The 25,508-nt window shown below is 66.2% G+C and carries 22 protein-coding genes and 1 tRNA gene; 19 read left to right on the forward strand and 4 right to left on the reverse strand.

Going from position 1 to position 25,508, the window contains the following annotated elements:
* The first annotated feature begins 42 nt into the window (after positions 1 to 42).
* The 11 genes from GQR91_RS05865 (at position 43) to GQR91_RS05915 (ending at position 10,296) form a co-directional block, all read left to right on the forward strand.
* The gene (locus GQR91_RS05865; RefSeq protein ID WP_249042518.1) at positions 43 to 1,101 is read left to right on the forward strand and encodes a glycoside hydrolase family 43 protein; all 1,059 of its coding nucleotides are present in this window, start codon (positions 43 to 45) and stop codon (positions 1,099 to 1,101) included.
* A 43-nt stretch (positions 1,102 to 1,144) separates the two neighbouring features.
* Complete coding sequence (gene nusB, locus GQR91_RS05870) at positions 1,145 to 1,600, forward strand: transcription antitermination factor NusB (RefSeq protein ID WP_149682725.1); 456 nt, start codon at positions 1,145 to 1,147, stop codon at positions 1,598 to 1,600.
* Positions 1,601 to 1,616: 16 nt separating this feature from the next.
* The gene (thiL, locus tag GQR91_RS05875) at positions 1,617 to 2,507 is read left to right on the forward strand and encodes a thiamine-phosphate kinase (protein ID WP_149682726.1); all 891 of its coding nucleotides are present in this window, start codon (positions 1,617 to 1,619) and stop codon (positions 2,505 to 2,507) included.
* A gap of 110 nt (positions 2,508 to 2,617) precedes the next feature.
* Positions 2,618 to 4,765, forward strand: a complete 2,148-nt coding sequence (locus tag GQR91_RS05880) for a sodium-translocating pyrophosphatase (RefSeq protein WP_149682727.1) — start codon at positions 2,618 to 2,620, stop codon at positions 4,763 to 4,765.
* Positions 4,766 to 4,857: 92 nt separating this feature from the next.
* Complete coding sequence (locus GQR91_RS05885; protein WP_149682728.1) at positions 4,858 to 6,777, forward strand: alpha/beta hydrolase family protein; 1,920 nt, start codon at positions 4,858 to 4,860, stop codon at positions 6,775 to 6,777.
* Between the two features lie 37 nt (positions 6,778 to 6,814).
* Entirely contained in the window at positions 6,815 to 8,134 is a 1,320-nt protein-coding gene (locus GQR91_RS05890) for a dicarboxylate/amino acid:cation symporter (RefSeq protein ID WP_149682729.1), read from the forward strand.
* 134 nt (positions 8,135 to 8,268) lie between these two features.
* The gene (infA, locus tag GQR91_RS05895; protein ID WP_007403889.1) at positions 8,269 to 8,487 is read left to right on the forward strand and encodes a translation initiation factor IF-1; all 219 of its coding nucleotides are present in this window, start codon (positions 8,269 to 8,271) and stop codon (positions 8,485 to 8,487) included.
* A gap of 26 nt (positions 8,488 to 8,513) precedes the next feature.
* Complete coding sequence (locus GQR91_RS05900) at positions 8,514 to 9,089, forward strand: Maf family protein (RefSeq protein WP_149682833.1); 576 nt, start codon at positions 8,514 to 8,516, stop codon at positions 9,087 to 9,089.
* The gene (locus GQR91_RS05905) at positions 9,082 to 10,029 is read left to right on the forward strand and encodes an Rne/Rng family ribonuclease (protein ID WP_149682730.1); all 948 of its coding nucleotides are present in this window, start codon (positions 9,082 to 9,084) and stop codon (positions 10,027 to 10,029) included. The genes GQR91_RS05900 and GQR91_RS05905 overlap by 8 nt, the downstream gene beginning before the upstream one ends.
* Positions 10,026 to 10,190, forward strand: a complete 165-nt coding sequence (locus tag GQR91_RS05910; protein ID WP_112383829.1) for a DNA gyrase inhibitor YacG — start codon at positions 10,026 to 10,028, stop codon at positions 10,188 to 10,190. Before GQR91_RS05905 ends, GQR91_RS05910 begins: the two co-directional genes overlap by 4 nt.
* Positions 10,191 to 10,220: 30 nt before the next feature.
* Positions 10,221 to 10,296 (forward strand) — tRNA-Phe (locus GQR91_RS05915).
* A 241-nt stretch (positions 10,297 to 10,537) separates the two neighbouring features.
* Here GQR91_RS05915 and GQR91_RS05920 read toward each other — a convergent pair.
* The 3 genes from GQR91_RS05920 to GQR91_RS05930 form a co-directional block, all read right to left on the reverse strand.
* Positions 10,538 to 12,310, reverse strand: coding sequence for a hypothetical protein (locus GQR91_RS05920; protein ID WP_149682731.1), 1,773 nt, complete (start codon positions 12,308 to 12,310; stop codon positions 10,538 to 10,540).
* A 115-nt stretch (positions 12,311 to 12,425) separates the two neighbouring features.
* Positions 12,426 to 13,454: a hypothetical protein gene (locus GQR91_RS05925; protein WP_149682732.1), complete on the reverse strand. Its 1,029-nt coding sequence runs from the start codon at positions 13,452 to 13,454 to the stop codon at positions 12,426 to 12,428.
* Positions 13,454 to 15,025 carry an SEC-C metal-binding domain-containing protein gene (locus GQR91_RS05930; protein ID WP_149682733.1) on the reverse strand — a complete coding sequence of 524 codons (1,572 nt, stop codon included), beginning with the start codon at positions 15,023 to 15,025 and terminating at the stop codon, positions 13,454 to 13,456. The genes GQR91_RS05925 and GQR91_RS05930 overlap by 1 nt, the downstream gene beginning before the upstream one ends.
* Before the next feature lie 24 nt (positions 15,026 to 15,049).
* On the opposite strand from GQR91_RS05930, the gene halA reads away from it, so the two are divergent.
* The 8 genes from halA to GQR91_RS05970 all read left to right on the forward strand — a co-directional run bounded on the left by halA (position 15,050) and on the right by GQR91_RS05970 (position 24,017).
* Positions 15,050 to 16,228 (forward strand): anti-phage Hailong system effector protein HalA, encoded by a 1,179-nt coding sequence (gene halA, locus GQR91_RS05935; RefSeq protein WP_149682734.1) that lies wholly within the window; start codon positions 15,050 to 15,052, stop codon positions 16,226 to 16,228.
* A complete protein-coding gene (locus GQR91_RS05940) occupies positions 16,225 to 16,914 on the forward strand; it encodes a nucleotidyltransferase domain-containing protein (RefSeq protein WP_149682735.1) in 690 nt (229 codons plus the stop codon). The genes halA and GQR91_RS05940 overlap by 4 nt, the downstream gene beginning before the upstream one ends.
* A gap of 81 nt (positions 16,915 to 16,995) precedes the next feature.
* The gene (locus GQR91_RS05945) at positions 16,996 to 17,229 is read left to right on the forward strand and encodes a hypothetical protein (protein ID WP_149682736.1); all 234 of its coding nucleotides are present in this window, start codon (positions 16,996 to 16,998) and stop codon (positions 17,227 to 17,229) included.
* 426 nt (positions 17,230 to 17,655) lie between these two features.
* Entirely contained in the window at positions 17,656 to 18,630 is a 975-nt protein-coding gene (locus GQR91_RS05950) for a HamA C-terminal domain-containing protein (protein WP_211368575.1), read from the forward strand.
* Positions 18,630 to 21,179, forward strand: coding sequence for a DEAD/DEAH box helicase (locus GQR91_RS05955; RefSeq protein ID WP_160146794.1), 2,550 nt, complete (start codon positions 18,630 to 18,632; stop codon positions 21,177 to 21,179). The genes GQR91_RS05950 and GQR91_RS05955 overlap by 1 nt, the downstream gene beginning before the upstream one ends.
* A 304-nt stretch (positions 21,180 to 21,483) precedes the next feature.
* A complete protein-coding gene (locus tag GQR91_RS05960; protein ID WP_149682739.1) occupies positions 21,484 to 22,206 on the forward strand; it encodes a hypothetical protein in 723 nt (240 codons plus the stop codon).
* Between the two features lie 5 nt (positions 22,207 to 22,211).
* Positions 22,212 to 23,036: a hypothetical protein gene (locus GQR91_RS05965; RefSeq protein ID WP_164727737.1), complete on the forward strand. Its 825-nt coding sequence runs from the start codon at positions 22,212 to 22,214 to the stop codon at positions 23,034 to 23,036.
* A 207-nt stretch (positions 23,037 to 23,243) separates the two neighbouring features.
* Positions 23,244 to 24,017: a hypothetical protein gene (locus tag GQR91_RS05970; protein WP_149682741.1), complete on the forward strand. Its 774-nt coding sequence runs from the start codon at positions 23,244 to 23,246 to the stop codon at positions 24,015 to 24,017.
* Between the two features lie 441 nt (positions 24,018 to 24,458).
* On the opposite strand, the gene GQR91_RS05975 is transcribed toward GQR91_RS05970, so the two are convergent.
* Positions 24,459 to 25,445, reverse strand: a complete 987-nt coding sequence (locus GQR91_RS05975; RefSeq protein WP_149682742.1) for a hypothetical protein — start codon at positions 25,443 to 25,445, stop codon at positions 24,459 to 24,461.
* Between the last annotated feature and the right edge of the window lie 63 nt (positions 25,446 to 25,508).

Genomic DNA, 25,508 nt, shown 5'->3' on the forward strand with positions numbered 1-25,508 from the left:
ACCAGCGCTTGGCGGGAGAGGATCGGCATGGAAACGGGACGTATGGCACGTCGGCTGGCGTGGAGCGCCGGCGTCGCGATGGCACTCGGCCTGGGTGCGGTGTCGGTGGCGCAGGATGCGCCGGCACGCGGCGGCGCAGGTCGCTATGTCGATCGGCCGGGGTCGAACCCGATCATCCGCGACCGCTTCACCGCCGACGTCGCGCCGCTGGTCGTGGGCGACCGGCTGTACCTCTATGCCGGGCGCGACGAGGCCAAGGGCAAGCAGGGCTTCACGATGAACGAATGGCTGGCCTATTCGACCACCGACATGAAGCACTGGACGGCGCATGGTGCGATCATGAAGCCGACCGACTTCGCATGGGCCAAGGGCGAGGCCTGGGCGTCGCAGATGGTGGAGAAGAATGGCAAATTCTACTTCTACGTAACGGTCGAGCATGACGCGACGCATCCCGGCAAGGCGATCGGGGTGGCGGTGGGCGATACGCCGCTGGGGCCGTTCAGGGACGCGCGCGGGTCGGCGCTGGTGACGGACAACAAGGCGACATGGCGCGCATGGAGCGACATCGACCCCACCGTGTTCACCGACGATGACGGGACGAGCTGGCTGGCCTGGGGCAATTCCAACCTCTACCTCGCCAAGCTGAAGCCCAACATGACCGAACTGGACGGCGAGCCGCGCGAGTTGAAGGTCACCAATTATCTGGAAGGCCCGTGGCTGCACAAGCGGGGCAAGCTCTATTACCTGACCTACGCGTCGATCAAGGAGCCGGAGCAGAAGAAGGAGCGCATCTCCTACGCCACCGCGCCCTCGGTCGAGGGGCCGTGGACCTATCGCGGCGAGCTGACCGGCGAGGCGACGAACAGCTTCACCATCCATGCCGGCATCGCAGCGTTCAAGAACGACTGGTACTTCTTCTATCATGACGGCACGCTGACCATCGACGGTGAGCAGGGTGGCGAGTTCCGTCGATCGGTCGCGGGCGAGCGGCTGTATTACAATCCCGACGGGACGATCCAGCCGATCAGGCAGACGCGCGAAGGCGTGACGCTGCCCAAGGGCAGGATCGGCACGCCCACGACGACGGTGATGGCGAGATAGCGGCGGGGTGACGACCGCGCCGCATCGGCGTAAAGGCGCGACGATGAATCGTACCAGCAACCGTACCAAGGAGCGCGCGGCGGCGCGCTTGGCCGCCGTTCAGGCGCTGTATCAGCACGAGATGGAGGGCACCGCCGTCCCCGTGCTGCTGCATGAATTCCACAATCACCGCATCGGCGCGACGATCGAGGATGTCGAATATGCCGAGGCGGATACCGACTTCTTCGACGACATCGTCAAGGGTGTGACCGACCGGGCGGGCGAGATCGACCTGCTGATCGAGGGCAAGCTGGCCGCGGGCTGGTCGCTGGCGCGGCTGGACAAGCCGATGAAGGCGATCCTGCGGGCCGGTACCTACGAACTGCTGGCGCGCCGCGACGTGCCGGTGGGGGCCGTCATCAGCGAATATGTCGATGTGGCGCATGCATTCTACGAACGGCGTGAGTCGGGGTTCGTGAACGGCGTGCTGGACGGGATCGCCAAGACGGTCCGCGCCTGATGCCGCGCCCGCGGCGATGACCGAGGGAGAGTTCATCGCCGCGCTGCGCACGCTGCCGCTGCATCCCGGCGCGCGCGGCCTGACCGACGACGGCGCGGTGGTGGATGCGGGCGCGCTGTTCGTGACCACCGACAGCCTGGTCGAGGGGGTGCATTATCTGGCGAGCGACCCGCCGGGCGACGTGGCGTGGAAGCTGGTCGCCACCAACCTGTCCGACCTGGCCGCCAAGGGCGCCGGTGTCGAGGGGGTGCTGCTCAACTATCCGATCGGCGACGATGCGTGGGACCGGGCGTTTCTGGCCGGGTTCGGCGACGCGCTGCGTGCCATGGGCGCGCGGTTGATCGGGGGGGATACCGTTTCGCTGCGCGGTGCCCGCACGCTGACCCTGACCGCGCTCGGCAGCGACGCGGCGGCGCCGGTGCGATCGGGGGCGCAGGGCGGCGATGCGCTGTGGGTGACGGGCACGATCGGCGATGCCGGGGCGGGGCTGACGATCGCGCAAGGGTCGGATGGACCAGCGGAATTGCTGGAGGCCTATCGCCGGCCGGTGCCGCGGCTGGCGGAGGGGCGGGCGCTGGCGCCGGTCGCGCGGGCGATGATGGACGTGTCCGACGGCCTGCTCATCGATGCAGGCAGGATGGCGGCGGCGAGCGGGGTGGCGGTGACGGTCGACCTGGACGCGGTGCCGCTGTCGGACGCGTACCGGGCCTGGGGCGGCGATGCAAGGGCCGCAGCGACCTCGGGGGACGATTACGAACTGCTGTTCGCGCTGGCCGGGGGGGCGGTGCCGCCGGTGGCCGCGACGCGGGTGGGATGGTTCGCGGTGGGCGAGGGCCTGTCGCTGATCGAGCATGGCCGCGCGGTGGCGTTGCCGTCGTCGCTGGGGTTCGAGCATCGCGGGTCGTGATCGGCGGTCGCGACGGACTATCACATGATGATTGCGTTTTGGCTGCGGGTGTTTAGCCTCCCTTCTTATCCGGCAAGAGACCGGGTTTGGACGAGGGAGGATGCTTCAGCATGACGACCGTCTCCGTGGCCATGATCGGCGGACTGATCGCCGTACTTTATGGTGCCATAACAAGCCGCCAGTTGCTGGGGTTGTCGCCCGGCGATGCGCGGATGCAGGACATCGCCGCCGCCATCCAGGAAGGGGCCAAGGCCTATCTGGGGCGGCAATATACCACCATCGCCATCGTCGGCGTGGCCGTCGCCGTGGTGATGGCGGTGACGCTGGGATGGTTGTCCACCACCGCTTTCGTGATCGGCGCGGTCCTGTCGGGGGTGGCGGGGTTCGTCGGCATGACGATCTCGGTGCGGGCGAACGTGCGGACGGCGGAGGCGGCGCGGACCAGCCTGCAGGGCGGGCTGACCGCGGCGTTCCGGTCGGGGGCGGTGACGGGGATGCTGGTCGCGGGGCTGGGCCTGCTGTCGATCGCGGTGCTGTTCTGGTATCTGACCGGGCCGGGCGGGCGCCTGCCGAACGATCGGGGGATCGTGGAGGCATTGACCGCGCTGGCGTTCGGCGCGTCGCTGATCTCGATTTTCGCGCGGCTGGGCGGGGGCATCTTCACCAAGGCGGCCGATGTCGGCGCGGATCTGGTCGGCAAGGTGGAGGCGGGGATACCCGAGGACGATCCGCGCAACCCGGCGGTGATCGCGGACAATGTGGGCGACAATGTCGGCGACTGCGCCGGCATGGCCGCCGACCTGTTCGAGACCTATGTGGTGACGCTGGGCGTGACGATGGTGTCGATCGCGCTGCTGGTGCGCGCCGATCCGGCCGAGCTGATGCAGTTGATGGGCCTGCCGCTGGTGATCGGCGCGGTGTGCATCGTCACCTCGATCATCGGCACCTATGCGGTGCGGCTGGGGCGGGGCAGCATCATGGGGGCGTTATACAAGGGGTTCTGGGCATCGGCTCTGCTGTCGATCCCGGCGCTGTACGTCGCCACGCGCTGGGTGCTGGGCGACCTGTCGGCGATGATCGGGGGCGCGGGCTTTCTGGATGCAGGCGCGGATGCGCTGACGCTGGACCCGGACCCCGGCAGCGCGGCGAGCTTCACCGGCATGGACCTGTTCTGGTGCATGCTGGTCGGGCTGGCGGTGACCGCGCTGATCGTGTGGATCACCGAATATTACACGGGCACCGCCTATCGCCCGGTCAAGTCGATCGCCAAGGCATCGGAGACGGGGCACGGCACCAACGTGATCCAGGGGCTGGCGATCAGCCTGGAGGCGACCGCGCTGCCGACGCTGGTCATCGTCGTCGCGGTGGTGGTGGCGTATCAGCTGGCGGGGATCATCGGCATCGCCTTTGCCGCGACCGCGATGTTGGCGCAGGCGGGGATGGTGGTCGCGCTCGACGCATACGGCCCGGTCACCGACAATGCCGGCGGCATTGCCGAGATGGCCGGCCTGCCCGACGAAGTGCGCGAGCGCACCGACGCGCTGGACGCGGTGGGCAATACCACCAAGGCGGTGACCAAGGGCTATGCGATCGGCTCAGCGGGCCTCGCCGCGCTGGTGCTGTTCGGAGCCTATACCACCGACCTGCGCACCTATTTTCCGGACGTGACGGTCGATTTCAGCCTGTCCAACCCGTATGTCATCGTCGGATTGCTGCTGGGCGCGCTGCTGCCCTATCTGTTCGGCGCGTTCGGGATGACCGCGGTCGGCCGCGCGGCGGGCGCGGTGGTGGAGGAGGTGCGCGGCCAGTTCCGCGACAATCCCGGCATCATGGCGGGCACCAGCCGGCCCAATTACGGACGCACCGTCGACCTGGTCACCCGCGCCGCGATCCGCGAGATGATCGTGCCCTCGCTGTTGCCCGTGCTGTCGCCGATCGCGGTCTATTTCATCGTGCGGGCGGTGGCGGGGCAGGCGAACGGCTTTGCCGCGCTAGGCGCGATGCTGCTGGGCGTAATCGTGTCGGGCCTGTTCGTCGCGCTGTCGATGACGAGCGGCGGGGGCGCGTGGGACAATGCCAAGAAATATATCGAGGACGGCAATCACGGCGGCAAGGGATCGGAGGCGCACAAGGCGGCGGTGACCGGCGACACGGTGGGCGATCCGTACAAGGACACGGCGGGGCCGGCGGTCAATCCGATGATCAAGATCACCAACATCGTCGCCCTGCTGCTGCTGGCGGCACTCGCCGGGGGGTGATGCGGGGCGCCTCTTGCAAGGGGACGCCGCCTTGATATTCTTCGTGCCTTCGGTGCGGCCCCAGGGGAAGGGGGGTGCCGAAGGGGGGAAACATGAAGTCTGGAATCTATGCGCTGGCCCTGTTGCTGACAGGGGCCAGCCCGGTCGTGGAAACGCCGGCGGCGGATAACGCACCCGTGCCGGTCGAGGTGTTCGCCCAGCTGCCGGCGATGGAGGGGCCAAAATTGTCGCCGGACGGGACGCGTCTCGCCGCCAAGATGGCGATCAGGGGCAAGCAGTATCTGGTCGTCACGCCGCTGGCCGACAATGGCGCGGCAAAGGCGATGCGCATCGGCGACAAGATGGACGTCAACTGGTGGCGCTGGGTCGGCGACAAGTGGCTGGCGGTCGGCATCGGTACGCAGGACGTGATCTATGGCGAGGAGGTGTACATCACCCGCCTGCTGGGCGTGCCGGCGGACCTGAGCAGTACGAAGCAGATCGACTGGCCCCGTTCGGGCATCCGCGCCGACGAGGTGCTGTGGACCGCCAAGGACGGCAGCCCGCGTATCCTGTTCGCCAAGCAGACCGGCATCGAATCGATGGATCAGGTCTATCCGTCGGTGTTCGAGGCGGACCTGTCGACCGGCCGGGCCAAGCTGGTGGCGGACGGGCAGCGCAACGTGTGGAACTGGTATGCCGACGGGCAGGGCCAGGTGCGGATCGGCTATCGCTACAATGACGAAAGCCGCAAGGCGATGCTGCTGTACCGCGACCGCAATGGCGAGCCGTTCCGCACCATCGCGCGTGCCGACCGCAAGCGCGACGAGGGCATGGTGGTGCCGCTGACCTTTCGCCCCGACGGCTCGGCACTGGCCTTCGACGACAGCGACGGCCATGACGCGCTGTACGAGGTGTCGCTGCCCGACCTGAAGCTGGGCAAGAAGGTGTATGCCGCGCAGGGCTATGACCTGGACGGCCTGATCGACAATGCGGCCGAGACCGATGCCGACGGCGTCAACGTCACCGACACGTTCGGTCATACCGTGTGGTTCAATCCGACGTTGAAGCAGATTCAGGACGGCGTGGACAAGGCGGTGGGCGAGCGCCGGGCGCGGATCGTGTCGTGGAACGGCGACCGCAGCAAATTGCTGGTCGAGGTGGGGCGCCCGTCCCAGGCCGGAGCGCTGTATTACTGGGACACGAGCTATGGCAACATGCAGCGCTATGCGTGGAACAACGACACGCTGAAGGGACGCGTGCTGTCGCCGGTGTCGACCGTGCATTACACCGCGCGCGACGGCACGCCGATCGAGGCGGTGCTGACCCTGCCGCGACTGCGCGCCCACAAGAACCTGCCGCTGATCGTGCTGCCGCATGGCGGGCCGTTCGCGCGCGATGCGGAAGGGTGGGACTGGTGGACGCAATATCTGGCCGAGCTGGGCTATGCGGTGATCCAGCCCAATTATCGTGGCTCGTCCGGCTATGGCACCGACTTCGCGAAGAAGGGCGAGGGGGAGTGGGGCCTGAAGATGCAGGACGATCTGGACGATGCCATCCCCTTTCTGGCCAGGCAGGGCATTGCCGACCCCAAGCGCGTGTGCATGATCGGCGCATCCTATGGCGGCTATGCCGCGATGCGCGCGGCACAGCGGAACGGCGACCTGTATCGCTGCGCGGTGTCCTATGCCGGGGTGTCGGACCTGGCCGCAATGCAGCGCTATGACGGGCAGTTCCTGTTCGGCAAGACGCGCGGCGACTGGCTGAAGAAGCAGGCGCCCGATTACCGCGCGGTATCGCCCCGGTTCGGCGCGGCGGGCTTTTCGATCCCGATCCTGCTGGTGCACGGGCGCGAGGACAAGCGCGTGCCGGTGAAACAGTCGCGGATGATGGCCGATGCTCTGAAGGCGGCGGGCAAGCCGTACGATTATATCGAACAGCCGCTGGCCGACCATCATTTCACCCGCGGCGAGGACCGGCTGGAATTCCTGAAGGCGATGGCGGCGTTTCTGGCAAAGCATAACCCGGCATGACCCGCGGCACTCCATCGCCGCCGGGCGTTGATCGGGGATGACCGAGACACAAGCCGCCCCGGCCCCGCGCATCGCGCTGCATTATCAGATGCTGATCGGCTTTGCGGTGGGGCTTGGCGGCGGGCTGCTCGTCAACCTGACCGCCGGCGGCGCGGACTGGGTGGAGACGGTGACGACCTATGTCACCGGACCGCTGGGTCAGGTGTTCCTGCGCCTGTTGTTCATGCTGGTCATCCCGCTGCTGTTTTCCGCGCTGGTGACGGGTGTCGCGGAGATGGGCGATGTCGCCGCGCTGAAGCGGATCGGGTTGCGGACATTGGCGGCGACGCTGGTGTTGTCGGCGATTTCGGTGGTGGTGGCACTGGTGCTGGTCAACGTGCTGCGGCCCGGGAGCGGGGTGGATGCGGAGACGGCACGCGCACTGCTGGCGCAGGCGCAGCAGGGGGCAGGGAGCATCCTGGCGTCGACGCGCGAGCAGCCGGGCGCCGTGGAGCAGGTGCTGGCGATCATTCCGTCCAACGTGATCCGCGCCGCGTCGCAGGACGACATATTGGCGCTGATGGTGTTCGCGCTGGCCTTCGGCATCGGGCTGGTGCTGGTCGGCGAGGAGAAGACGCGGGCGCTGCGCGAGGCGATCGAGGGGATCCTGGCGGTGACGCTGCGGCTGATCGGGCTGGTGATCCGGCTGGCGCCGATCGCGGTGGCGTGCTTCATGTTCAACCTGGCGGCGCTGTTCGGGCTGGACCTGCTGGTGCGGCTGGGCGCCTATGTCGGCACCGTGCTGCTGGCGCTGGGGTTCCAGTTGATCGTCGTCTACGGGCTGGCGGTGTGGCTGGGCGGCGGCATGCGGCCGTGGCGCTTCTTTGCCGGCGTGCAGGAGGCGATGGTGATGGCGTTCGCCACCGCATCGTCGAACGCGACGCTGCCCACCTCGCTGAAGGTCGCGGAGGAACAGTTGAAGCTGCCGCGCAAGGTGTCGCGCTTCGTGCTGACCATCGGGGCGACCGCGAACCAGAACGGTACCGCGATCTTCGAAGGCGTGACGGTGATCTTTCTGGCGCAATTGTTCGGGCACGACCTGTCGCTGGGGCAGCAGGCGATGGTGATGGCGGTGTGCATCCTGGGCGGGATCGGCACCGCAGGCGTGCCGGCGGGATCGCTGCCCGTGATCGCGCTGATCCTGGGGATGGTGGGCGTGCCGCCGACCGCGATCGGCCTGATCCTGGGCGTCGACCGGTTTCTGGACATGTGCCGGTCGATGCTGAACGTGACCGGCGACCTGGCGGTGGCGAGCGTGGTGGCGCATGGTGTCGCCGGCGGCGGGGGCGGGGCCGGCGGGGCGGCGAAGCCCGCGTGACTTGCCGGCCCGAGATGCGCTACCCATATGGGTCGCATCCCCGTAACCTTGCGTGCCTTTCTTTTCGGGCCTTTCTCGGCTAAGGCGGCGCGCCGTTGCGGCGAACCCTTTTTACGACCAGTTGAGGTAGCTTTTTGGCCAAGGAAGAACTGCTCGAGATGCGTGGCCGCGTGGTGGAGCTTCTCCCCAACGCGATGTTCCGCGTGCAGCTCGAGAATGACCACGAGATTCTGGGACACACCGCAGGCAAGATGCGCAAGAACCGCATCCGCGTGCTGGTCGGCGACGAGGTGCTCGTCGAGCTGACCCCGTACGACCTGACCAAGGGCCGGATCACATATCGCTTCAAGTGATGGGTGATGTTGGCGGCGAGGTCATCATGAACCCCGCCCTCGTTCTAGCTTCTTCCAGCCCGCGCCGTCGCGACCTGCTCGCGCGGATCGGTGCCGTGCCTGCGCGCCAGGCCGCCCCCGACATCGACGAGGAGCCGCGGCCGAACGAGTTGCCCCGCGTCTATGCGCTGCGGCTGGCGGTGGAGAAGGCGCAGGCCGTGCTGCGGGGGCCGGGCGAGATCGTGATCGCGGGCGACACCACCATCGCGGTCGGGCGCCGCATCCTGCCGCCCGCAACCGATGAGGGCGTGCAGCGCCGCCTGCTCGCGCTGCTGTCCGGCCGGCGCCACCATGCCTTGTCCGCGATCTGCGTGATCGATGCGGCGGGCACCGTTCGCACGCGGATCGCCGACACGGTGGTCGCGTTCAAGCCGCTGTCAGCGGCCGAGATCGACGATTATGTCGCGTGCGGCGAGGGGCTGGGCAAGGCGGGCGGCTATGCCATCCAGGGCCGCGCCGAGGCGTTCGTCCGCTTCCTGTCGGGCAGCCATTCGGGCGTCGTCGGCCTGCCCCTGTTCGAGGCGCGCGCGCTGTTGAAGGCGTCCGGCCTGCCGCTTGGCTGAATGGCTGTACGAGGCGGGGATCGGCGAGGCACGGGCCGCGCTGGTCGCGGACGGCTGCATCGTCGAGGCGGCGATCGAGCCGGAGGATGTGCTGGCCGTCGATACCGTCTCGGCCGGGCGTCTGGTGGAAATCCTGCCCGGACGGCAGGGACGCGTGACGCTGGCTGCGGGCGGTGACGTGTTTCTGGGGCGCGTGCCCGCGGGGGTGACGCAAGGCGGTGCGCTCACCGTGCAGGTGGTGCGCGAGGCGATCCCCGAGCGAGGTCGCGCCAAGCTGCCCAAGGCGGTGGCGAGCGAGGCGGCTCCGGTGGCGGGGCCAGACCTGTTGCAGCGAATTATGGCGAGTGGTGTTCCGGTGCGGCAGATGCGGTCGCACGAGGCCGACGCGCTGGAGGCGGCGGGCTGGTCCGAACTGCTGGACGAGGCGGTGACGGGCGAGATTGGCTTCGGGCCGGGGGCGCTGCGCATGACCGCGACGCCGGCGATGACGCTGTTCGACGTGGACGGCGCACCGCCGCACGATGCGCTGGCGCTTGCCGCGGCGCGGAGCGTGGCGCGCGCGATCCGGCGGCATGGCATCGGCGGGTCGATCGGCATCGATTTTCCGACGATCGAGGGCAAGGCGGCGCGACTGGCGGTGGCCCAGGCGATCGACGCCGAGCTGGCGCCCCCGTTCGAGCGGACCGCGGTCAACGGCTTCGGTTTCCTCCAGATCGTGCGGCCGCGACCGCGCGCATCGATTCCGGAGCGATTGGCGGCGGACCCGGTGGGGGCGGCGGCGCGCGCCGTGCTGCGCCAGATCGAGCGGGCGCCGGTCACCGCCTCGCGCATCCACCGGCTGGCGCCGGCGGTGTATGACCGAATCATCGCGCGCCCGGACTGGTGCGCCGAACTGGCGCGCCGCACGGGCGTGCAGCATCAATTGGAGCGTGGCGGATGAAATGCCCGATCTGCGGCCAGCCGGCCGTGCCCGAATACAAGCCCTTTTGCTCGCGCGGATGCCGCGACCGCGACCTGTTGCAATGGCTGGGCGACGGATATCGCGTGCCGGGACCGCCGGCAGACGAAGAAGGGCTGGACATGGGCGAAAACCGCCCCTAAACGCGCGTCTCCGATCGCAACGCGGTCCGGGCCCAAGTAGCTCAGTTGGTAGAGCATGCGACTGAAAATCGCAGTGTCGGTGGTTCGATCCCGCCCTTGGGCACCATTCCCTTTGATCGCGCACAGGAACGAGTGCAGATCGCTCGACTAACGAGCGCCTCAGACACATCAAGCGACGTCATGTCTGACGTTCTCCACGTAAATTTCGTCGATAAAGGCTGGGCCAAGTTTTCGACGGGATCGGAGACGTGACTACTGCTTGTCGCCTCTCTCCTTCGGGATCGCCCGATCAATTCAGAACTGCCATCCATCCAGCATCCTTTCGGATGTGATCACCGTCCATCGGATCACGCCGCGCCCCATCCCTCCAGGCTCGCGCCCACTGCGCCGGCGGATAGCCGGGCTCCCAGCATCAGCGTGTGCAGCTGCTTCATCTTGAGGATTCGCGTGGCGCCCGCCGTCCGGTCGTTGCAGGCGTTGTACTCCGTCCGGGTGAGTTGCGGCTGCAGGATCACGACGCGACGCGCGTAACCGGGCGGCAGGTCTCGCGCGCGCCGGATCATCCCCGTGCGATCCGCCTGGGGGCTGCCCGCAAGCCACACGGCCGAGCCAATCAGATTGTCGTGGTTGCGGCCGAGGGCGTCCGCCAGCGTCGTGCGGTCCAGATGTCGCAGGTTCTTGACCGCCTGACCAACGACGACCTCGAACTTAGAGGCGGACACCTCCCGCCCGGCCCTGTCCGATCCAGCCGCCTTGACATGGAACAGGGTAACGAGATCGTCGTCGGCGATGTGGATGAAGTCGGCGATCTCCATGGAGCCGTCGTCGCTCGCGAGCCATCCACTGCCGCCGAACTCGTCGAAGACGTAGCCGAAGAGTGAGTTGTCGACCGCTCCCGCGACTTTGCTGCCGATCCGGCCCGCGAGCGTCTGCCCGGCCGCCACCGCCGGCTTCTCGCAGGCCACGTCGTAGCCCGTGAGATCCACGAACCTCCAGTCGAAGCGCTGGTCGCGGTAGGCGCTGGTGTAGCAGCCGCCATGCGACAACGTGTGTCCGCTGCCGTATCTGATCTTGGTCCAGTCGACGTCGCGCAGATGGTCCAGGCACACGTCGCGGTCGTCGTCCGTTCCGTAACGGACGTCAATCCACTCGGCTTCGATGGCAATCCGCCCCTCGCTCATCGATGGCTCGATGCGAACGTCGCCCAGATCCGTCCCCTGATGGACGACCCTCGCGGTCAGGGCGGCTCTGTCGGTGGCGACGATCTCTAGGTCGGTCGCGAGCGCCCAGCTCTCCATGCTCCGGATCTCGTCGCGATCGAGGGAAGCGCCGAAGAGCTCGGACGGGACGAACCCCACCTCATATGCGTCGTCAACGCCCCCCAGGTCGTCCAGACTTCGCGCCAGCATCCCAAAGCGACCGCTGGGCGCGGGCGGAGCGGCGACGCGGTCGATCAGCATCTCCAGTCGGGCTGCGAACTGACCCCAGTCCTTCGGACGGCTCGTCCAAACGCGCGAGTTGCCGGGGAACGCGCCGATGGACGCGTCCTCGGTGCCGTCCAGCTTGAGGGGAACGGTGCTGCGCATCGCGGAGTAGTGGAAGGTCTGATCGCCCAGCGGATCCAGTGCGTATTCCAAGGCGGTCCCCATAAGGGTCTTGGCGCTCGGCTTCGAGTCGGTGTCCTCGTGGATGCCGTTCATCCAGATGACCGACGCTCGAGATCCGACGAAGGCGGCCTCGATGACGGATCTCTCGACGAGTGCGGCGCATCCGACCCTCGCGATGCCGCCCAGCAGTCCGGACCGGGACGCGCATACCCCCGCCAGATCCCCCTTGGTCGCGACAACGATCAGGTGGTGCTGGACGTTCATCAGCAGGCTTTCGGGCGCCCAGGCCGGGGCCCTCACTTCCACATACCCGATCGTCCGCACGCGCAGGCCGCCGTAGGAGTGAGCGGCCGACGTCTCCCGCGGACCGTTCGCGACGTCGGAGCCGAGGATGCCGTCGATCTCGGCGCACAGGGTGGACAGGAAGCGGTCGGCACGAGTCGTCGCGCGCCGCCTGAGCAGGAGCGGCGCAAGGAACGGCCGGAGGATGGCTGTGTTCGGAGGGGTGGCCATGCGCCATCGTTTCTACGGCGGCGCGGGTGACGCGTACAGCCCCGCGGAGGACGAGTGACCGGGGACGGGGATGTCGAAGCCGAGGAGAGGTCGTCGGCTGGCACCGACCGCCGCGTCATTCCGTATGACGCGGCTGGAACGTCGTCTCGTCATCGTGAAGGTAGGGCGCCTTCCTGATTTCGAGGTTCGCGCCATGGAAGCAATACTTTCGCTCGGCGGCCTCCGTCGCGCCATCCACGAGCTGGAGGGTGGCGCGATATCGCGAGAAGGCGTCCGCTACGGTGACGACGGGGCCGCCACCGTAGCGCCATTCCGCCATCGCCTCCCATTTCGGGATGCGTGTCAGGAGCGTACGGTCGAAGGGCGCCTTGCCGGCAGGCAGCCGGTCGTGAAGCACATATAGGTCGTGCGTCTCGGTGAACGATCCGCCACGCTGCTGGGAGAGCATCTTCAGCGAGAGTTCGCACGCCATCCGCAGCTCCCACTGCGCGCGCCTCGTCTCGATGGGGCCGCCTTCAGCGATCTGCGCCGCCGCCTGACCGAGATGGGAGATGATCGGATCACTCAGTTCGCCGACGCGAGGATCGGCCGCCTCCACGGTCGTCATTCCGCAGTGGATCGAACGCAGCCTGCCGGCGATCGCGTTCGCAAGGCGGCGTGCCTTCAGCCCGTCACCGCGCGGCATCGCGGAGAAGTTCGGCGGCCGGTCGATCCAGGCGAGCGCGTCCTCGTCGTCCGCGACCCGTTCCGGCCAGTGCAGCCAGACCGTTTTGCCCGGCGTGGCCGGACGGGACGTCACCAGCGGGACCGTCATCCGGAAGGCGGTGCCGAGCACCATGGTGCAGGCGTCGACCGTGCGGCCCGAGCCTCCGACCATAATCTCGCCGTAGCGGCTGCGATACCACGCGACGGTGCGGGCGTAGACCACCTTGAACCACTCGCTGTCCATGTAGTCCAGGAATCCGCCGGGCTGGGTCGGCTCGGGCCCCGCCTCGGTCCTCACTTGCAGGATGCAGAAGCGGACGAACTCCCGCGCCGCCTTTAGCGGACGACGAACGAGCGGCACGTCCTCCTCGGCCAAGACCCGATCGATCACGTCGAGGGCTTCCGCGAGCGCTTCCTCGAAGTCGTCGGAACCCGCCATCAGCCGCGCGTTCGCTCCACGACGGCGGCGGTCGCCAGCGGCGGCCGGTTCGGAACATAGGATCCCGACGTTCTGGGGTTCATCGCTGCGCCGGCACGGACGCGCCTCTGGAGATCGTCTCTCTGCGCCATCGGCAGACCGTTCCACCAGCTCGGGCGAAGATAGATGTTCTCGAGCTGCTCGAACGCCAACTGCACGACCGCATCCGCCTTGTCGGCGTCCGATACGGCATCGAACGCCTCGACGTAGGCGGCCGAGGCACCATCGTGCGACCCGATCCAGGCGAACACCGCGACGCTGCGGCCGGCGTAGGAGGTGATCGTGAGCGTGAGCTGGTCGAACGCGGCGTCGCCGCGGGCGAGGTGCTGCAGGCGCGTGCCGTCGATCGCCAGCTCCGGCATAAAGCCTCCGGCGACGACCAGCGGAAGGAGGCCATCGAACCGAAAGGCGCGGTGATGCAGGCCAACCCGATCCCCGCTCGCCAAACGCGCGCGGTATTCCCCCATGACGGCGTCGGTCTCCGCCAACGAGCGCCTGGCTCCGGCGAGCGTGAGGTGGAGATGACGCTGGATCCGCTCCTGCACGGCGAGAGGCTGACCACGATCCATCTGGCGCTGGAGCCTCGTGTTCTCGACCTGCACCGCCTTCGTGAACCGCTCGTAGGCCGTCGCACGGAAGCCGAACAGCAGCGCGTCGTCCGCATCCAGAGCCACGTCACTGCCCTCGATCGGCTTGAACACCGCGCCATCGTGGCGACCACAGAACCCCGGAAACACCGAAGCCTTGCCGGTGCCGATCGCGACCGGGGGCGGTCGACCGTCGTGATCGATCATCGCGCGCATGCTCTGCGGCTTCACCGTCAGCACAAGCGACTTACCCTCCGCGATCGCGGCCAGACCGCCCCGGCGCTGCACCGTGTGCGATCCCGAAATGCCGTCGGCACAGCCGGTGCCGTCGAGCGAGTGCGAGCAATAGCCCCTCTTCCCCCGCCGTCGCCAATCGGCCTCGACCTCGAAGGGGCTGAAGGGCTCCATCGCCTCTCGGTCCATGTGGCACTTCTTCCACTTGTCACCCGAAAGGCACCAGCAGGGCTCGTTGCGCCCCATGCTCGCTCGCGCGGTCGGTAGCCGCGAGGCGACATGGTTCGCGAAGATGGAGGAATGTGCCGGCATGGACGGGATATCGGCATCGGACGCTCGCGCTGCAACTCGGCGCAGTCCCGGAACCGGCTTCCGGGATCGCGCGACAAGCTCCACCGCGGGCGGCGACCGACCAGACGTCACGACGGGGTAGAAGTCCGCAGCTAGGTGAAGGGAAGACGGGATGTCGGCCGAGCTTGAAGCCGCCCTTCGGATCCAGCTCCGCCGACAGTATCTCCGCCAGGACGAACGACCGAACGGTGGGCACGGACCGGTCCCATGCGACGGGACGCGCCGCCGCCGGACGAGCGCGTTCGGCGACCTCGCCGCGCGGCCATCCAACGAGGCGATAGTCTGTTCCGTTACGGGTGACGCCCGCGTCATCCTAGGGCGACACGGGGCCCGCCCAACCCGCCCTGAACCCTCACGCATCAGCCAGGACCAAGTTCATCGCTGATGATCGGCTGCGGCGCCGGGCGTCGCGGCGGCGATGCGCCCTTCCTGTCCGGCGGGTCGGGATGTATCGATGGACGCATGTTCAGAATGCGCCGCTCCTCAGAGACGTCACGCCATGCTGGAGCCACGCGAAGCTCCGGGCTGACGACGCGACACATCGGCAACCGTCGTCACGCATGCTGGTGGGAGCCAATCCACGATCCCGGCTTCGTGCTCGATCCCGTCCCCTACGACTGGGATCTGGACCGCAACGCCGGACCGTATCGCCGCTTCGTCCCGGCGTCGGCGCTGAAGGAGCGCATCACGCCCGGGGATACCCTCGAGATACGCGACGCGGCCTTTCGCGAATGCGACTTCCAGGGGGTGTTCGAGGGTGACCCGATCATCATGTTCGAACGGTGCAGGTTCGTTCGATGCGACCTAGCCTACTCAACGTGGCGGAGGTGCCACTTCAAGGACTGCACGTTCGAGCACTGTTCGATATCGCTCGCGGCGTTCGAAGGCTGCGAACTGCGCGGCTGCTCCTGGACCAACATCGGTCTGTCCAGCCGAACCGAGCTTCTCCGCACCTTCATCAGCAACCCCGGGGAACTGATCGCCGCCTCCACCAGCGGACGCGATCCGGACAGACCGACGCTGGAGCACCGCATGCACCAGTGGTTCAGACTGAAGGGGACGCGTGCCCACTTCCTGCGCACCGTGATGCTGTCCCACGCCACCACGGGCGACGAGCACACCTACTACGAGACCGTGCGTCTGCACGAGCTGCAGCGATCCTCCGCCCGCGTGGCGCAGGACGCCTACGATCTCGTCTTCGGCTCGGGACGGAAGCGCGCGTCCGCGGTGCCCGCCATGCTCCTTCACGCCTTCAATCACGGCATCATGCGATGTCTGGGCTCGCTGAACGCCTGGGGAGAATCCGCCGGACGGCCCCTGGTGGCTCTGCTGGCCTGCTGGGGCGCGTTCGGCCTCGCCTACTCGCGTGCGTGGTTCGCGAACCCGGTCGCCGCGCCGTGGCAGAAGAGCTTCGACATCACCCTCCTCGTCGGTTACGGCAATCAGGTGGTGGCGAAGGATCCCGCGCTGACCATGGTGCAGGACGCGCACGTGTTGGTCGCCATCGTAATCTACTCCGTCTTCTTCGCCACCGTCATCTCGAAGCTGTCACGGACGCGATGAGCGGCGAGGTCCTGATCCTCTACGGCAGTCGGGCGAGGGGCGACGCGGGGCCGAACGCCGACGTGGATCTCATGCTGGCCACGGGAGCGCCACGTCCCCAATCGCCGGTCGAATGCATGGGGGTAAGCTTGCACCGCTATCCGCGCACTTGGCTCCTGGAGCGGGCCGGTTCGGGCGACCTCTTCGCCTACCACGTCGGGCACGAAGGCGTCGCCCTCCAGGATGCGGACGCCTTCCTGCTGGAGCTTCGCGCGGCGTTCATGCGTCGACCCTCCTACGTCGCGGACGCCCGCAACGGTCTGCTCGTCGCGCGCCTGCTCGCGGAGGACGACTGGGGTCTGGACGCCGGCCTGAGACGCAGGTTCTTCTGGGGCGTGCGCACCTGCATCATCTCGCGCCACGCGGAGCACGCGAGACCGGTGTTCGCCGCGAGGGAACTGGAGCGGCTGTCGGGCATCGACGGTCTCGCCGATGCGCTCGCGCGAAGGGAGATCATGACATTCCAAGAATGTCGTGCGCTCGGAAAATCGTTGGAGGCGGCGGTCGGAGATCTGGCTCCCGCATCAATCACGGGTGAGGTTCTGCGGTCTGCGCTCGCGGCGGCGGGCGGATTCCCCGCGGAGTGCGCCCTCGCTTTGGAGAGGCGTCGATGGGAGGACGGAGCGGACGGCGCGACCTACGCCTGATCGACCGTTAAGCTCTTCGGGGCGGATCCGCAGCGCCGGAGTGCGAGCGCGCAGCTTCGCCCGGGCGCTTGCGCGACCGCCATGATCGACGCAGAACTGCAGGGTGATCCGGCGTCGACATCCAAGCATGAAGGACGCCTTGATGATGCCCAGCCCACAGTCGCAGTCATGAGCGGCGAGGATGACGAGGAGAGCGTCGGCGACGAAGCGGATCCGCCGATCACCGAAGAGACCGCCTTCGACCTTAAAGTGTTCGCCGCATCCGATCCCAACAACCTTCCTCCCGGAGAGGCGGCCGCCTTGCGCGAGCTCTAGGAGAAGGGCCACCATCGGACTCGCCCTGAGCGAAACCGCCTCAGACCGGATCATGCGCGACGTGCAGGAGAGCAGCGCGCTCCAACGTGCCATTGATCGCGCACCGCAAGAGCCGCAAATCTCTCGGTTAAGAGACAGCTCAGGCACAACTAGAAGCGTCGCAGCGAAAGACACTGCGGTTGTCGCGCCGCTTCACGCCTAAGCCCGATTATAATCCGCGGGTGAGCGTAGCTCCGTTATCCGAGGTTGCCTACGACAGCAGCCCGTACCAATCGCGGTTTTCTCGACAGGCAGTCGCTGACGCTGACACCATGAGAAATCCTCAGCCACATTCCGCAGGGCCTTCCGGCACCCATGTCGGATGGTCGGAGCAGGCCAGCTAGTAGCTTCCAGAGCGCCCCATCCACTGATAGTCTTAACGACATCTTGGAGACGACGGCACAACAGGACGATGAACTCGAAGCGGCGCTTCGCGCGATCGGTCGCGATTGGAGCAGGCTCGGGGCGCGTCTGAAGCTGCTTGACCATGCCGTAAACACTTCCTGCCCACGCCTGTCCGTCCGCCTGCACTACCCGACGCTGCGGGACGCCGCCGCTACAGTGCATGAGCTCGTCGCCGTCGCCACTCGATACCTCGCTCGGTTCTGCCTGCCACATTCCGAATTGCAGAACCTATACGCCCGGAAGGACCAGCTTTCAGTTGAAGACCTGCATGAGGCGCTCACCGATCTGGACCGGCGAGCGCGAGACCTGTTCATCCGCGCGGGAGCGGCGACCGGCCGCAGCGGCGAGGCGGGAGAACTGCTGCTATACCTGCTTACGGAATGGGTTCTCCAAGCACCTCAGATCGTCGCGAAGATGAGCCTGAAGACCAGCGTCGCAATGCCGGTGCACGGTTCCGACGGCATCCACGCAAGATACGATCCCGAAAATGGTCACCTCCTCGTCTATTCCGGTGAGGCCAAACTGCACAGCGACCTGGGCGACGCTATAAGGTCGGCGATCTCCTCGATCTCCTCAGCACTTCAACCTGAAAAACTGGAGCACGAACTGAACCTGGTTCGTCGCGATCTGAGCCTTTCCGGACTTGACGAGCGTGCCCGTGCCGAGATGCTGTGCTTCCTGGATCCTCTGGAACCCAGTTCTTTGAAGCGCATAGACGCCGTCACGTGTCTCATCGGCTTCGACTTCGGCGGCTACGACGGACTCAGCCCGGATGATGCCGAGTCCGTCTTCGAGTCCCGGGCGCGCGAACAGTTGGACCGCTCCGCTTCAGCGTTCGCGAAGGCGATGCGTACTGCAGGCTTGGAAAATCGGACGGTCGAACTCTTCCTGATGCCGCTCCCCTCCGTGGAGCAGCTGAGAGCAAGCTTCCAATCGCGGATCGGCAACGCCACCTGATGATCCAGGATCTGGCAGATAAGGTCTGGAGCAACCCCTTGCTCCATCCCCTCGCCAGACGGCTTCAACGCGCATGGATCGCCTTCGAAATCGGAGCCCCGCAGACCGACGCGCCCGCGCCGGACGACGTGGTCAGGCTCGTTGAGGCCGCCGCGATCCTCGCATGCTCGGAACGAACCCCTCATCGACGAATGGCGCACCGCGTCGCCACGTCGGCCCTCGAACTGCACGGCACCACGTCGCTGCCACTGGACCAAGCCGTCAGGGTCGTACTGGCGCGGCTCGGCAACTTCCCCGCGTTCGCGACGCGCGCCTCGGTTCGGGATGCGCAACCGCTGCTGCCGTTCGGCATACTGGCGGAGGAGATCGCGGCCGCCGACCGACGCACGGTCGCGCTGGGCGATCGCAAGGTCGTGCTCACCGACTTCCAGCATGAACTATGGACGCGACTGAACGGTCGCCGGCGCGTCGCGGTCGCCGCCCCGACATCGGCAGGCAAGTCGTTCGTGCTTCAGAACTTCCTCGCCTCGCTCTTCGTCCCGGACGGCCCACGCTCGGTCCTCTACCTCGTCCCGACCAGGGCACTTATAACGCAGGTCGCCAGATCGATCCGGGCGGAGGTCGATGCGGCCGCACTCGGCGCAAAATCCCCGATCGTCGCCACCGTGCCGATCGAGAAGGCGCTTCGCCTGCCTCCCCGTGCCGTCTACGTGATGACGCAGGAGCGTGGGCAGATCATGCTTGCCGCCCACGCCGACTTCGCTCCCGAGGTCATCGTCGTCGACGAGGCCCACGGCGTCGCGGACGGCGCAAGGGGTGTCCGCCTTCAGGCAGCCATGACGGACCTGCTGAAGCGCAGACCAGACGCGCAGACGCTGTTCGCAAGTCCGGCCGTAAGGAACCTGGACGTGTTCGGACGCATGCTCGATCTGGACGACGTCGATGCGCTTCGTTCCCGAGAACCGACCGTCACCCAGAATTTCGTAATGGTCGACGTGGTCGATGTCGAACGTGGCGAGCTGCTGGTGAGACTGGCGGATGCGTCGCCCGAGGACCCTCCGGTGGCGCGCGTCACGGTGGAGCGCCGCACAGTGACGCGTGTGGAGCGCTTGACCAACGCTACGTTCGCACTCGGACGGGGCGCCGCTAACATCATATATGCGAACGGAGCGGCCGAGGCGGAGGACGTCGCACTCGCCCTCGCGGCTCTTCGCAACGATGAACCTACGGACCCTGCAAGGGAGGAGCTTGCGCGCCTGGCCGCTGAAGCCGTTCACCCGGACTACGCGCTCATCGCCTGCGTCCGGCGGGGCGTGGCCTTCCACTACTCCCACATGCCGACGCAACTGAGGCTCGCCGTGGAAGGCGCGGTTTCGCGCGGGGAGGTGGAGGAACTCGTGTGCACGAGCACGCTGCTGCAGGGCGTCAACCTGCCAGCGAAGAACATATTCCTGTTCAGGCCGGAGAAGGGTTCGACAAGGCCGATGCACGGCGTCGACTTCTGGAACCTCGCGGGTCGTGCAGGCCGGATGATGCGTGAGTTTCAGGGCAACATCTTCCTCATCGACTACGAACGGTGGAAGGCCAAACCGCTACAACAACCCGACGAAGCGGAGATCATCCCAGCGGTCGAGAACGGCATCTGCCGACCCTCGGATCTTCTCAGCGTGATCGAACGCCCCAGAAGGCCCGGTGCGGACCGCCCGGACCCGGAGGCGGTGTTCGTCCGACTTCTCGGGGACCTCAGGGACGGCACGCTGAAGGAAACACTGACGCGCGCGAAGGCTTCCCAGAACCTCACGGACTCAGCCATCAGCACGCTTGCGCACGCGCTTCGGGAGGCGTCGGCCGCCGTAAACCTACCTATGAGCGTTCTTCGACGCAGTCCCGACATCTCCCCCCACAAGCAGCAGAGGCTCTACAACATCTTGGCCATACGCCTCGATCGTGACGGGCCCGCGTCCCTGATCCCGCCCCATCCCGCGGACGACGGTGCGTACGAACTCTACGCCGACGCTTTGCAGGTCTGCCACCGGGTGATTCTCGGGCTGAGGCGGGAAAGCAGATTCCACCGCTTCCTCGCCGTGCTTGCGCTCAAATGGATGCGCGGACTGCCGCTGCCGCGCATCATGCAGGAGCAGCTCGACCGAAACCCGAGGAAGGAGCGCAGGTTCGTGGTAAGGGAGACGCTGGAGCTGGTGGAAAAGCAGGTCCGCTTTCAGTGTGTCCGGCTGTTGGGCTGTTATCACGCCGTTCTCGGCCAGCTCCTGATCGACAAGGGCCGCCCCGATCTCGCTGCGGATATCCCGGATATGGCTCTCTTCCTTGAGATGGGAGCTGCGGATCGAACGAGCATCAGTCTTATGTCACTTGGCGTATCGCGGCCGGTCGCCACTCAGCTGGCACGACAGGCTCCCTCCCGAGGCATGGATGTGGAAGCGACGCTGGACTGGCTCGCATCGAGGCCCGCCGCTGTCACGCGTCTCGGCGCAACCGCCCGCGACGAGGTGAATAACATCATCGGGTCTGCACGAACTTCCGAGGGCTGACACGTTTCGGATGTGTGGCGTCGCCCGTTTGGGGAAGTCCCCCCGAACTACGACTGATCTGGAACGGCCTGCCGGATGAAGTCGACATGCGTGGACGAGGACCGCCATATAAAAAGCAGCATCCTGAACCGCGGGACATCGTCCAACCGCTGCCGCAGTCGGTGCAAGGTAAAACGGGGGAAGTTGATCAGACACGGACAAATCGATCCTCACGACTCTCAAATCGATCCGCTGGAAAATTTGAGGAGAAGCCATCGTCTCCACATCTCGTCGAAACATGACAACGAGATGGAAGGACATGCCAATGCCGAAGAAGAGCCGCAACGAGATCACCATCACCGACGCCCCCCGGTCCATGACCCGGACGATGGCGGGGGGCGGCGACCTCGTTCAGGTCGATGCCGTCTTCCACGTGCCGGCGGTGCATCCCGACGGATCGGGACCGTGGAGCGAGGAGGCGGACAAGATCAGCTGGACCGACATGCCCACCGGCTACGGCTGCATCATGCGCCGTTCGCCGCTCGGCAAGTATCTCGCCGGATACGTGTCGGTCCCGCCCGGTCATCCGATGTTCGGTCGCGGCACCGGTTCCCTCGATGATCTCCTCATCGGCGTGCACGGCGGAATCGACTACGCCGCTGCCTGCCGAGCCTCCGAACCGGAAGAGGTTTCGATCTGCCATCCGTCCGGCCGCGAGAAGCGAGAACGCATCGTGTCGCGATCATCCCGGCAAACGGTGTACGAGAACGAGGCTGCAAAGGGCCAGGGCCACGCCGACGCATGGTGGTTCGGCTTCTCCTGCAATCAGATCGGCGACGTTCTGCCGGACGCGAGCTACGACCGCCAGAAGAAACAGGAGCAGCTCATCGGTGGCGTGGAACCCATCTACAGGACCGAAGCCTACGTCTACCGCGAATGCGTCCGCCTCGCCGCCCAGCTGAAGGCCATCGAGGAGGGACGCGATCCGCGCGATGCGGATCCCGGCCCGTCGACGTCCAGCCACGATCCCTACAGGCCGAGGGGGTGAGGATCATGGACATTGATCCCGAACTGCCGTGGGGCAACTGGCATCGCATCGAAGGCAGGTCGAGCGGCTCAGTCTACGTCGACGACGCGACGGGCGAGACGTGGCCATCGCTGCGTTCCGCGCTGTGGTGCGGTCGCCTCGGTATGCCCACCCAAAACGGCGAGCCGCCGGCCGAATTGCTCGAACTGGTCCACGCCGTGCTCGCTGCCACCGCTCGAAGGGAGCCCGGATACCGTCAGCAGCTCGCCGACCTTTTCGAAGGCAATCGGCTGTTCCAGCGCATGTTCCATCTCTGGCTCGCATCGACAGGTCTGGCGGTTCCCGCGCGGAATGGTGAAGGCGTGGGTGGACTCACGCCTGAAGGCTGGTCGGTGCTGCACATGCTGGCAGCTACCCGGCCCTACGATGTCCGACGCAACCGGCCCTGCGCTGCGACGATCGCGATGCTCCGCGAGCTCGGTCTCGGACCGCAGGATCGGGAAGCGCGGCTCGAACGGCTAGAACAGGAGGCTCGTCGCTGGGATGCCGCCTTCCTCCGTTGCGACGAGGCGGGCAGACCGACCATCGTGCTCGCCAAACGTAGCGATGGTCCGGTGCCGGTCCTGCAGACGGTATGGACGCTTGGGTTCTCGACCAGGAACCAGCGCGACGGCTTCTACGACTGGCTCTGTCGGCACCTCGACCGCTGGCAGGCCTGGGGTGATCTCGCGAGCCAATACGATTCTACCAAGCTGACGCACAAGCTCCTCGCGGTGATGACGGAATGGATTGCAGAGCGTGACCATCAGGCACCGTTCGTCACCTGGCCCCGGCTCAACGAGACGAGCTGATCCGGGAAAGAAGCGATGACCGCATCGCCCGACATGCAGACCACCGGCTCGCAGAGGGCATAAAGCGATCTTCACGCCCTCTGCGAGCCGGTCGGTCCGACATACCTCATACAGGGGCGCAAGGCCGCGGTCGCCCGGATGTGGGCACCTCTCTCGCTGCCGAGATCCACCCAACCGCGACGAGCCACACCGACCTGGGAGCCGGACATGAGCAAATGGCTGCTCCACATCGACGAGACGACCCGCGAACGAGTGATGCGCGTCATCGAGGAAGCACGGCGGACCATCGCCGATGATTGCCGCATCGTAGGGCGGATCCAGTGCGGGTTCGAGGCCATCGCCATCCGAGCGGTCGGCTCCCGCGGTGAACTGGAACAGGTGCACGTCTCGGTCGATGGCGAATGGTGCATGATAACGGCAAGGGCGATCGAGGGATCGCTTCCCGATACGTTGATGCTGACCGGCCCTCTCCTCCCTCGATCTCCGTCAGTGGTCAGCGGCGTCGACGACGTCCTGTCCAGCCTCGAGCACTGGCGTGATCGCCTGTCCGATCCGGAGACCATCCGCTCGACCGATCACGCGGCCGACATACGGCGTGATCTCTCGTATCTGGTCAGAGCCGTGGCTCAGCAGTTCGACAACCGCTGGTCGCAGGCGATCGTACGGTCGCGCGGTACCGGCCGTCATCGCATTCAACTTCGGCTCGCTGGCGACGCGAGCGGATCGACGGAAATGAACTTCGTATCGGGAACACGCCGATCCGGCGTCGGTGGTATGAGCAGGCAACTGGTCGAAGCGATCGACGGCATCGTCGATGACCACACGCACGTGTCGGCGTGGAACGGAGAATGCCCGGCTGACAGGCTCATCGTAACCGTAGGCTCGACGCCTTTCATCGATATCGGCGGTCCTGAGGATTCTATGGCGACGATGCGCGGCTACGTGCGGCTTCCCGCTGGCGCATTTCTGATCTCCCCGTAGGAGCGCTTGCGGTAGGAATGCCGCCCATGTTGCCAGCATAACGCCTGACGTCAGCAACAGCCGGCTCCGGCCTCATATTCATCACCCACGTATTCGGTCGAGGACCCGGAACGCCTTCGGACCGACCCCTATCAATACTACAAGTAAGTACGAGTGATTCCCTCGGATCGTCGCTTTGCCCAATGCGGCCTGTCGCCTTGCGCAACCCTGCACAATCAACCGTGGTACGATCCTCGAGTACGCCGTGCGCGCGTCGTGGAGAAAGGATGCCGCGCCGTCTCTCAAGCGGAATTTCCGATGCGCTGCTGCCACCTACGTCTCAGCTATGTCCAAGCGAAGTCGCGATCTGGGTAACGCGGGAAAGGATGAGAGGCTGACGCGGAGCGAGAAGGATAGGAAATGGGATTGAGACAAGACTTGTTGGCCGGAGCGGTCTCGGCTTCACTCGCTTGCCTTCTCCCAATGCTTGGCATTACGTCGGAACTCGTGCTCCGAGATAGAGCAATGGCCGGAGGTATCCTCGATCCAGATCCGGAGGCGAAGGAGCGGCTCGTCCACTCGCATACCAAACCTGCTCGTATTTCCCGGAACCAACCAGCCGCCCGAGTCACTTGCCAACGTTACCCGGGCTCTCCTACCATTCTTTATCAGTTCGACCGCACCGATGCGCAAAGGACGATGGTCGTCGTTGACGACTTCGATGATGGTGCGCAGCCCAAGGAAACCGAGCCTAGGCTCAACACGGACATGGGCAGGAAGCGGCCTGTAGTCATCCGCACCACGACCACGGCTCGCTTCTGCGGCGATGTTGACGGCCTGAGCGGCCACCACCAAGCCCAGAAGCGAGAGTGCCGCGGCACCGATCGAGGCCATGATCGTCCACAATCCGAACCGGAGGGAGGACCTCGCGATACCGTTGCCGATAGCCATCTCGCGAACGGCTGCCCACTGGGCGCACAGATCGCTATCCGAGGAGGTCTGGGGATTGCGGCAGTATGGTTCATAGCCGCCGGGGCTGTATCGCTGGGCATCGCCCGCAGCACCAGAGGTCGCCGCGTGGCTCTTGGTATCGTCTCCTGCGGGTTCATGGCGCTCATTGCCATCGTCGGCTTCTTTCCATGACGGCAGGATAAATGGAACGCGCCAATGAACGGACGTTCCTGGCACTTGTAAAAGCGCCGATCCATCCGGCTCCCGTCCTACAGCCTCTTCGACCGGTTGATACGGAAGCGTTCGCACATTTTCGGTCTGAGGTGCGGCATTATGAGAAACGGTGTAGGCTTGGACGCGATGCTCTACGACTTCCGGTGCGAGCTTGTACCAAGCAAGACCGCCAACTGCGACCAGAAGCAGCGAACAGAAAATTAGACCGATAACTACGATCGGATCGGCTCCCCGGAGCCAAAGGCCGTGCATCAACTTTTTCAACGACATAACCGAACGTTAGACGTGCAGCCGTTACCGATCCGTCAACAGCGTTGCTTCTGAAGT

It is taken from the genome of Sphingomonas carotinifaciens (assembly GCF_009789535.1).
Taxonomy (GTDB): Bacteria; Pseudomonadota; Alphaproteobacteria; order Sphingomonadales; family Sphingomonadaceae; genus Sphingomonas; species Sphingomonas carotinifaciens.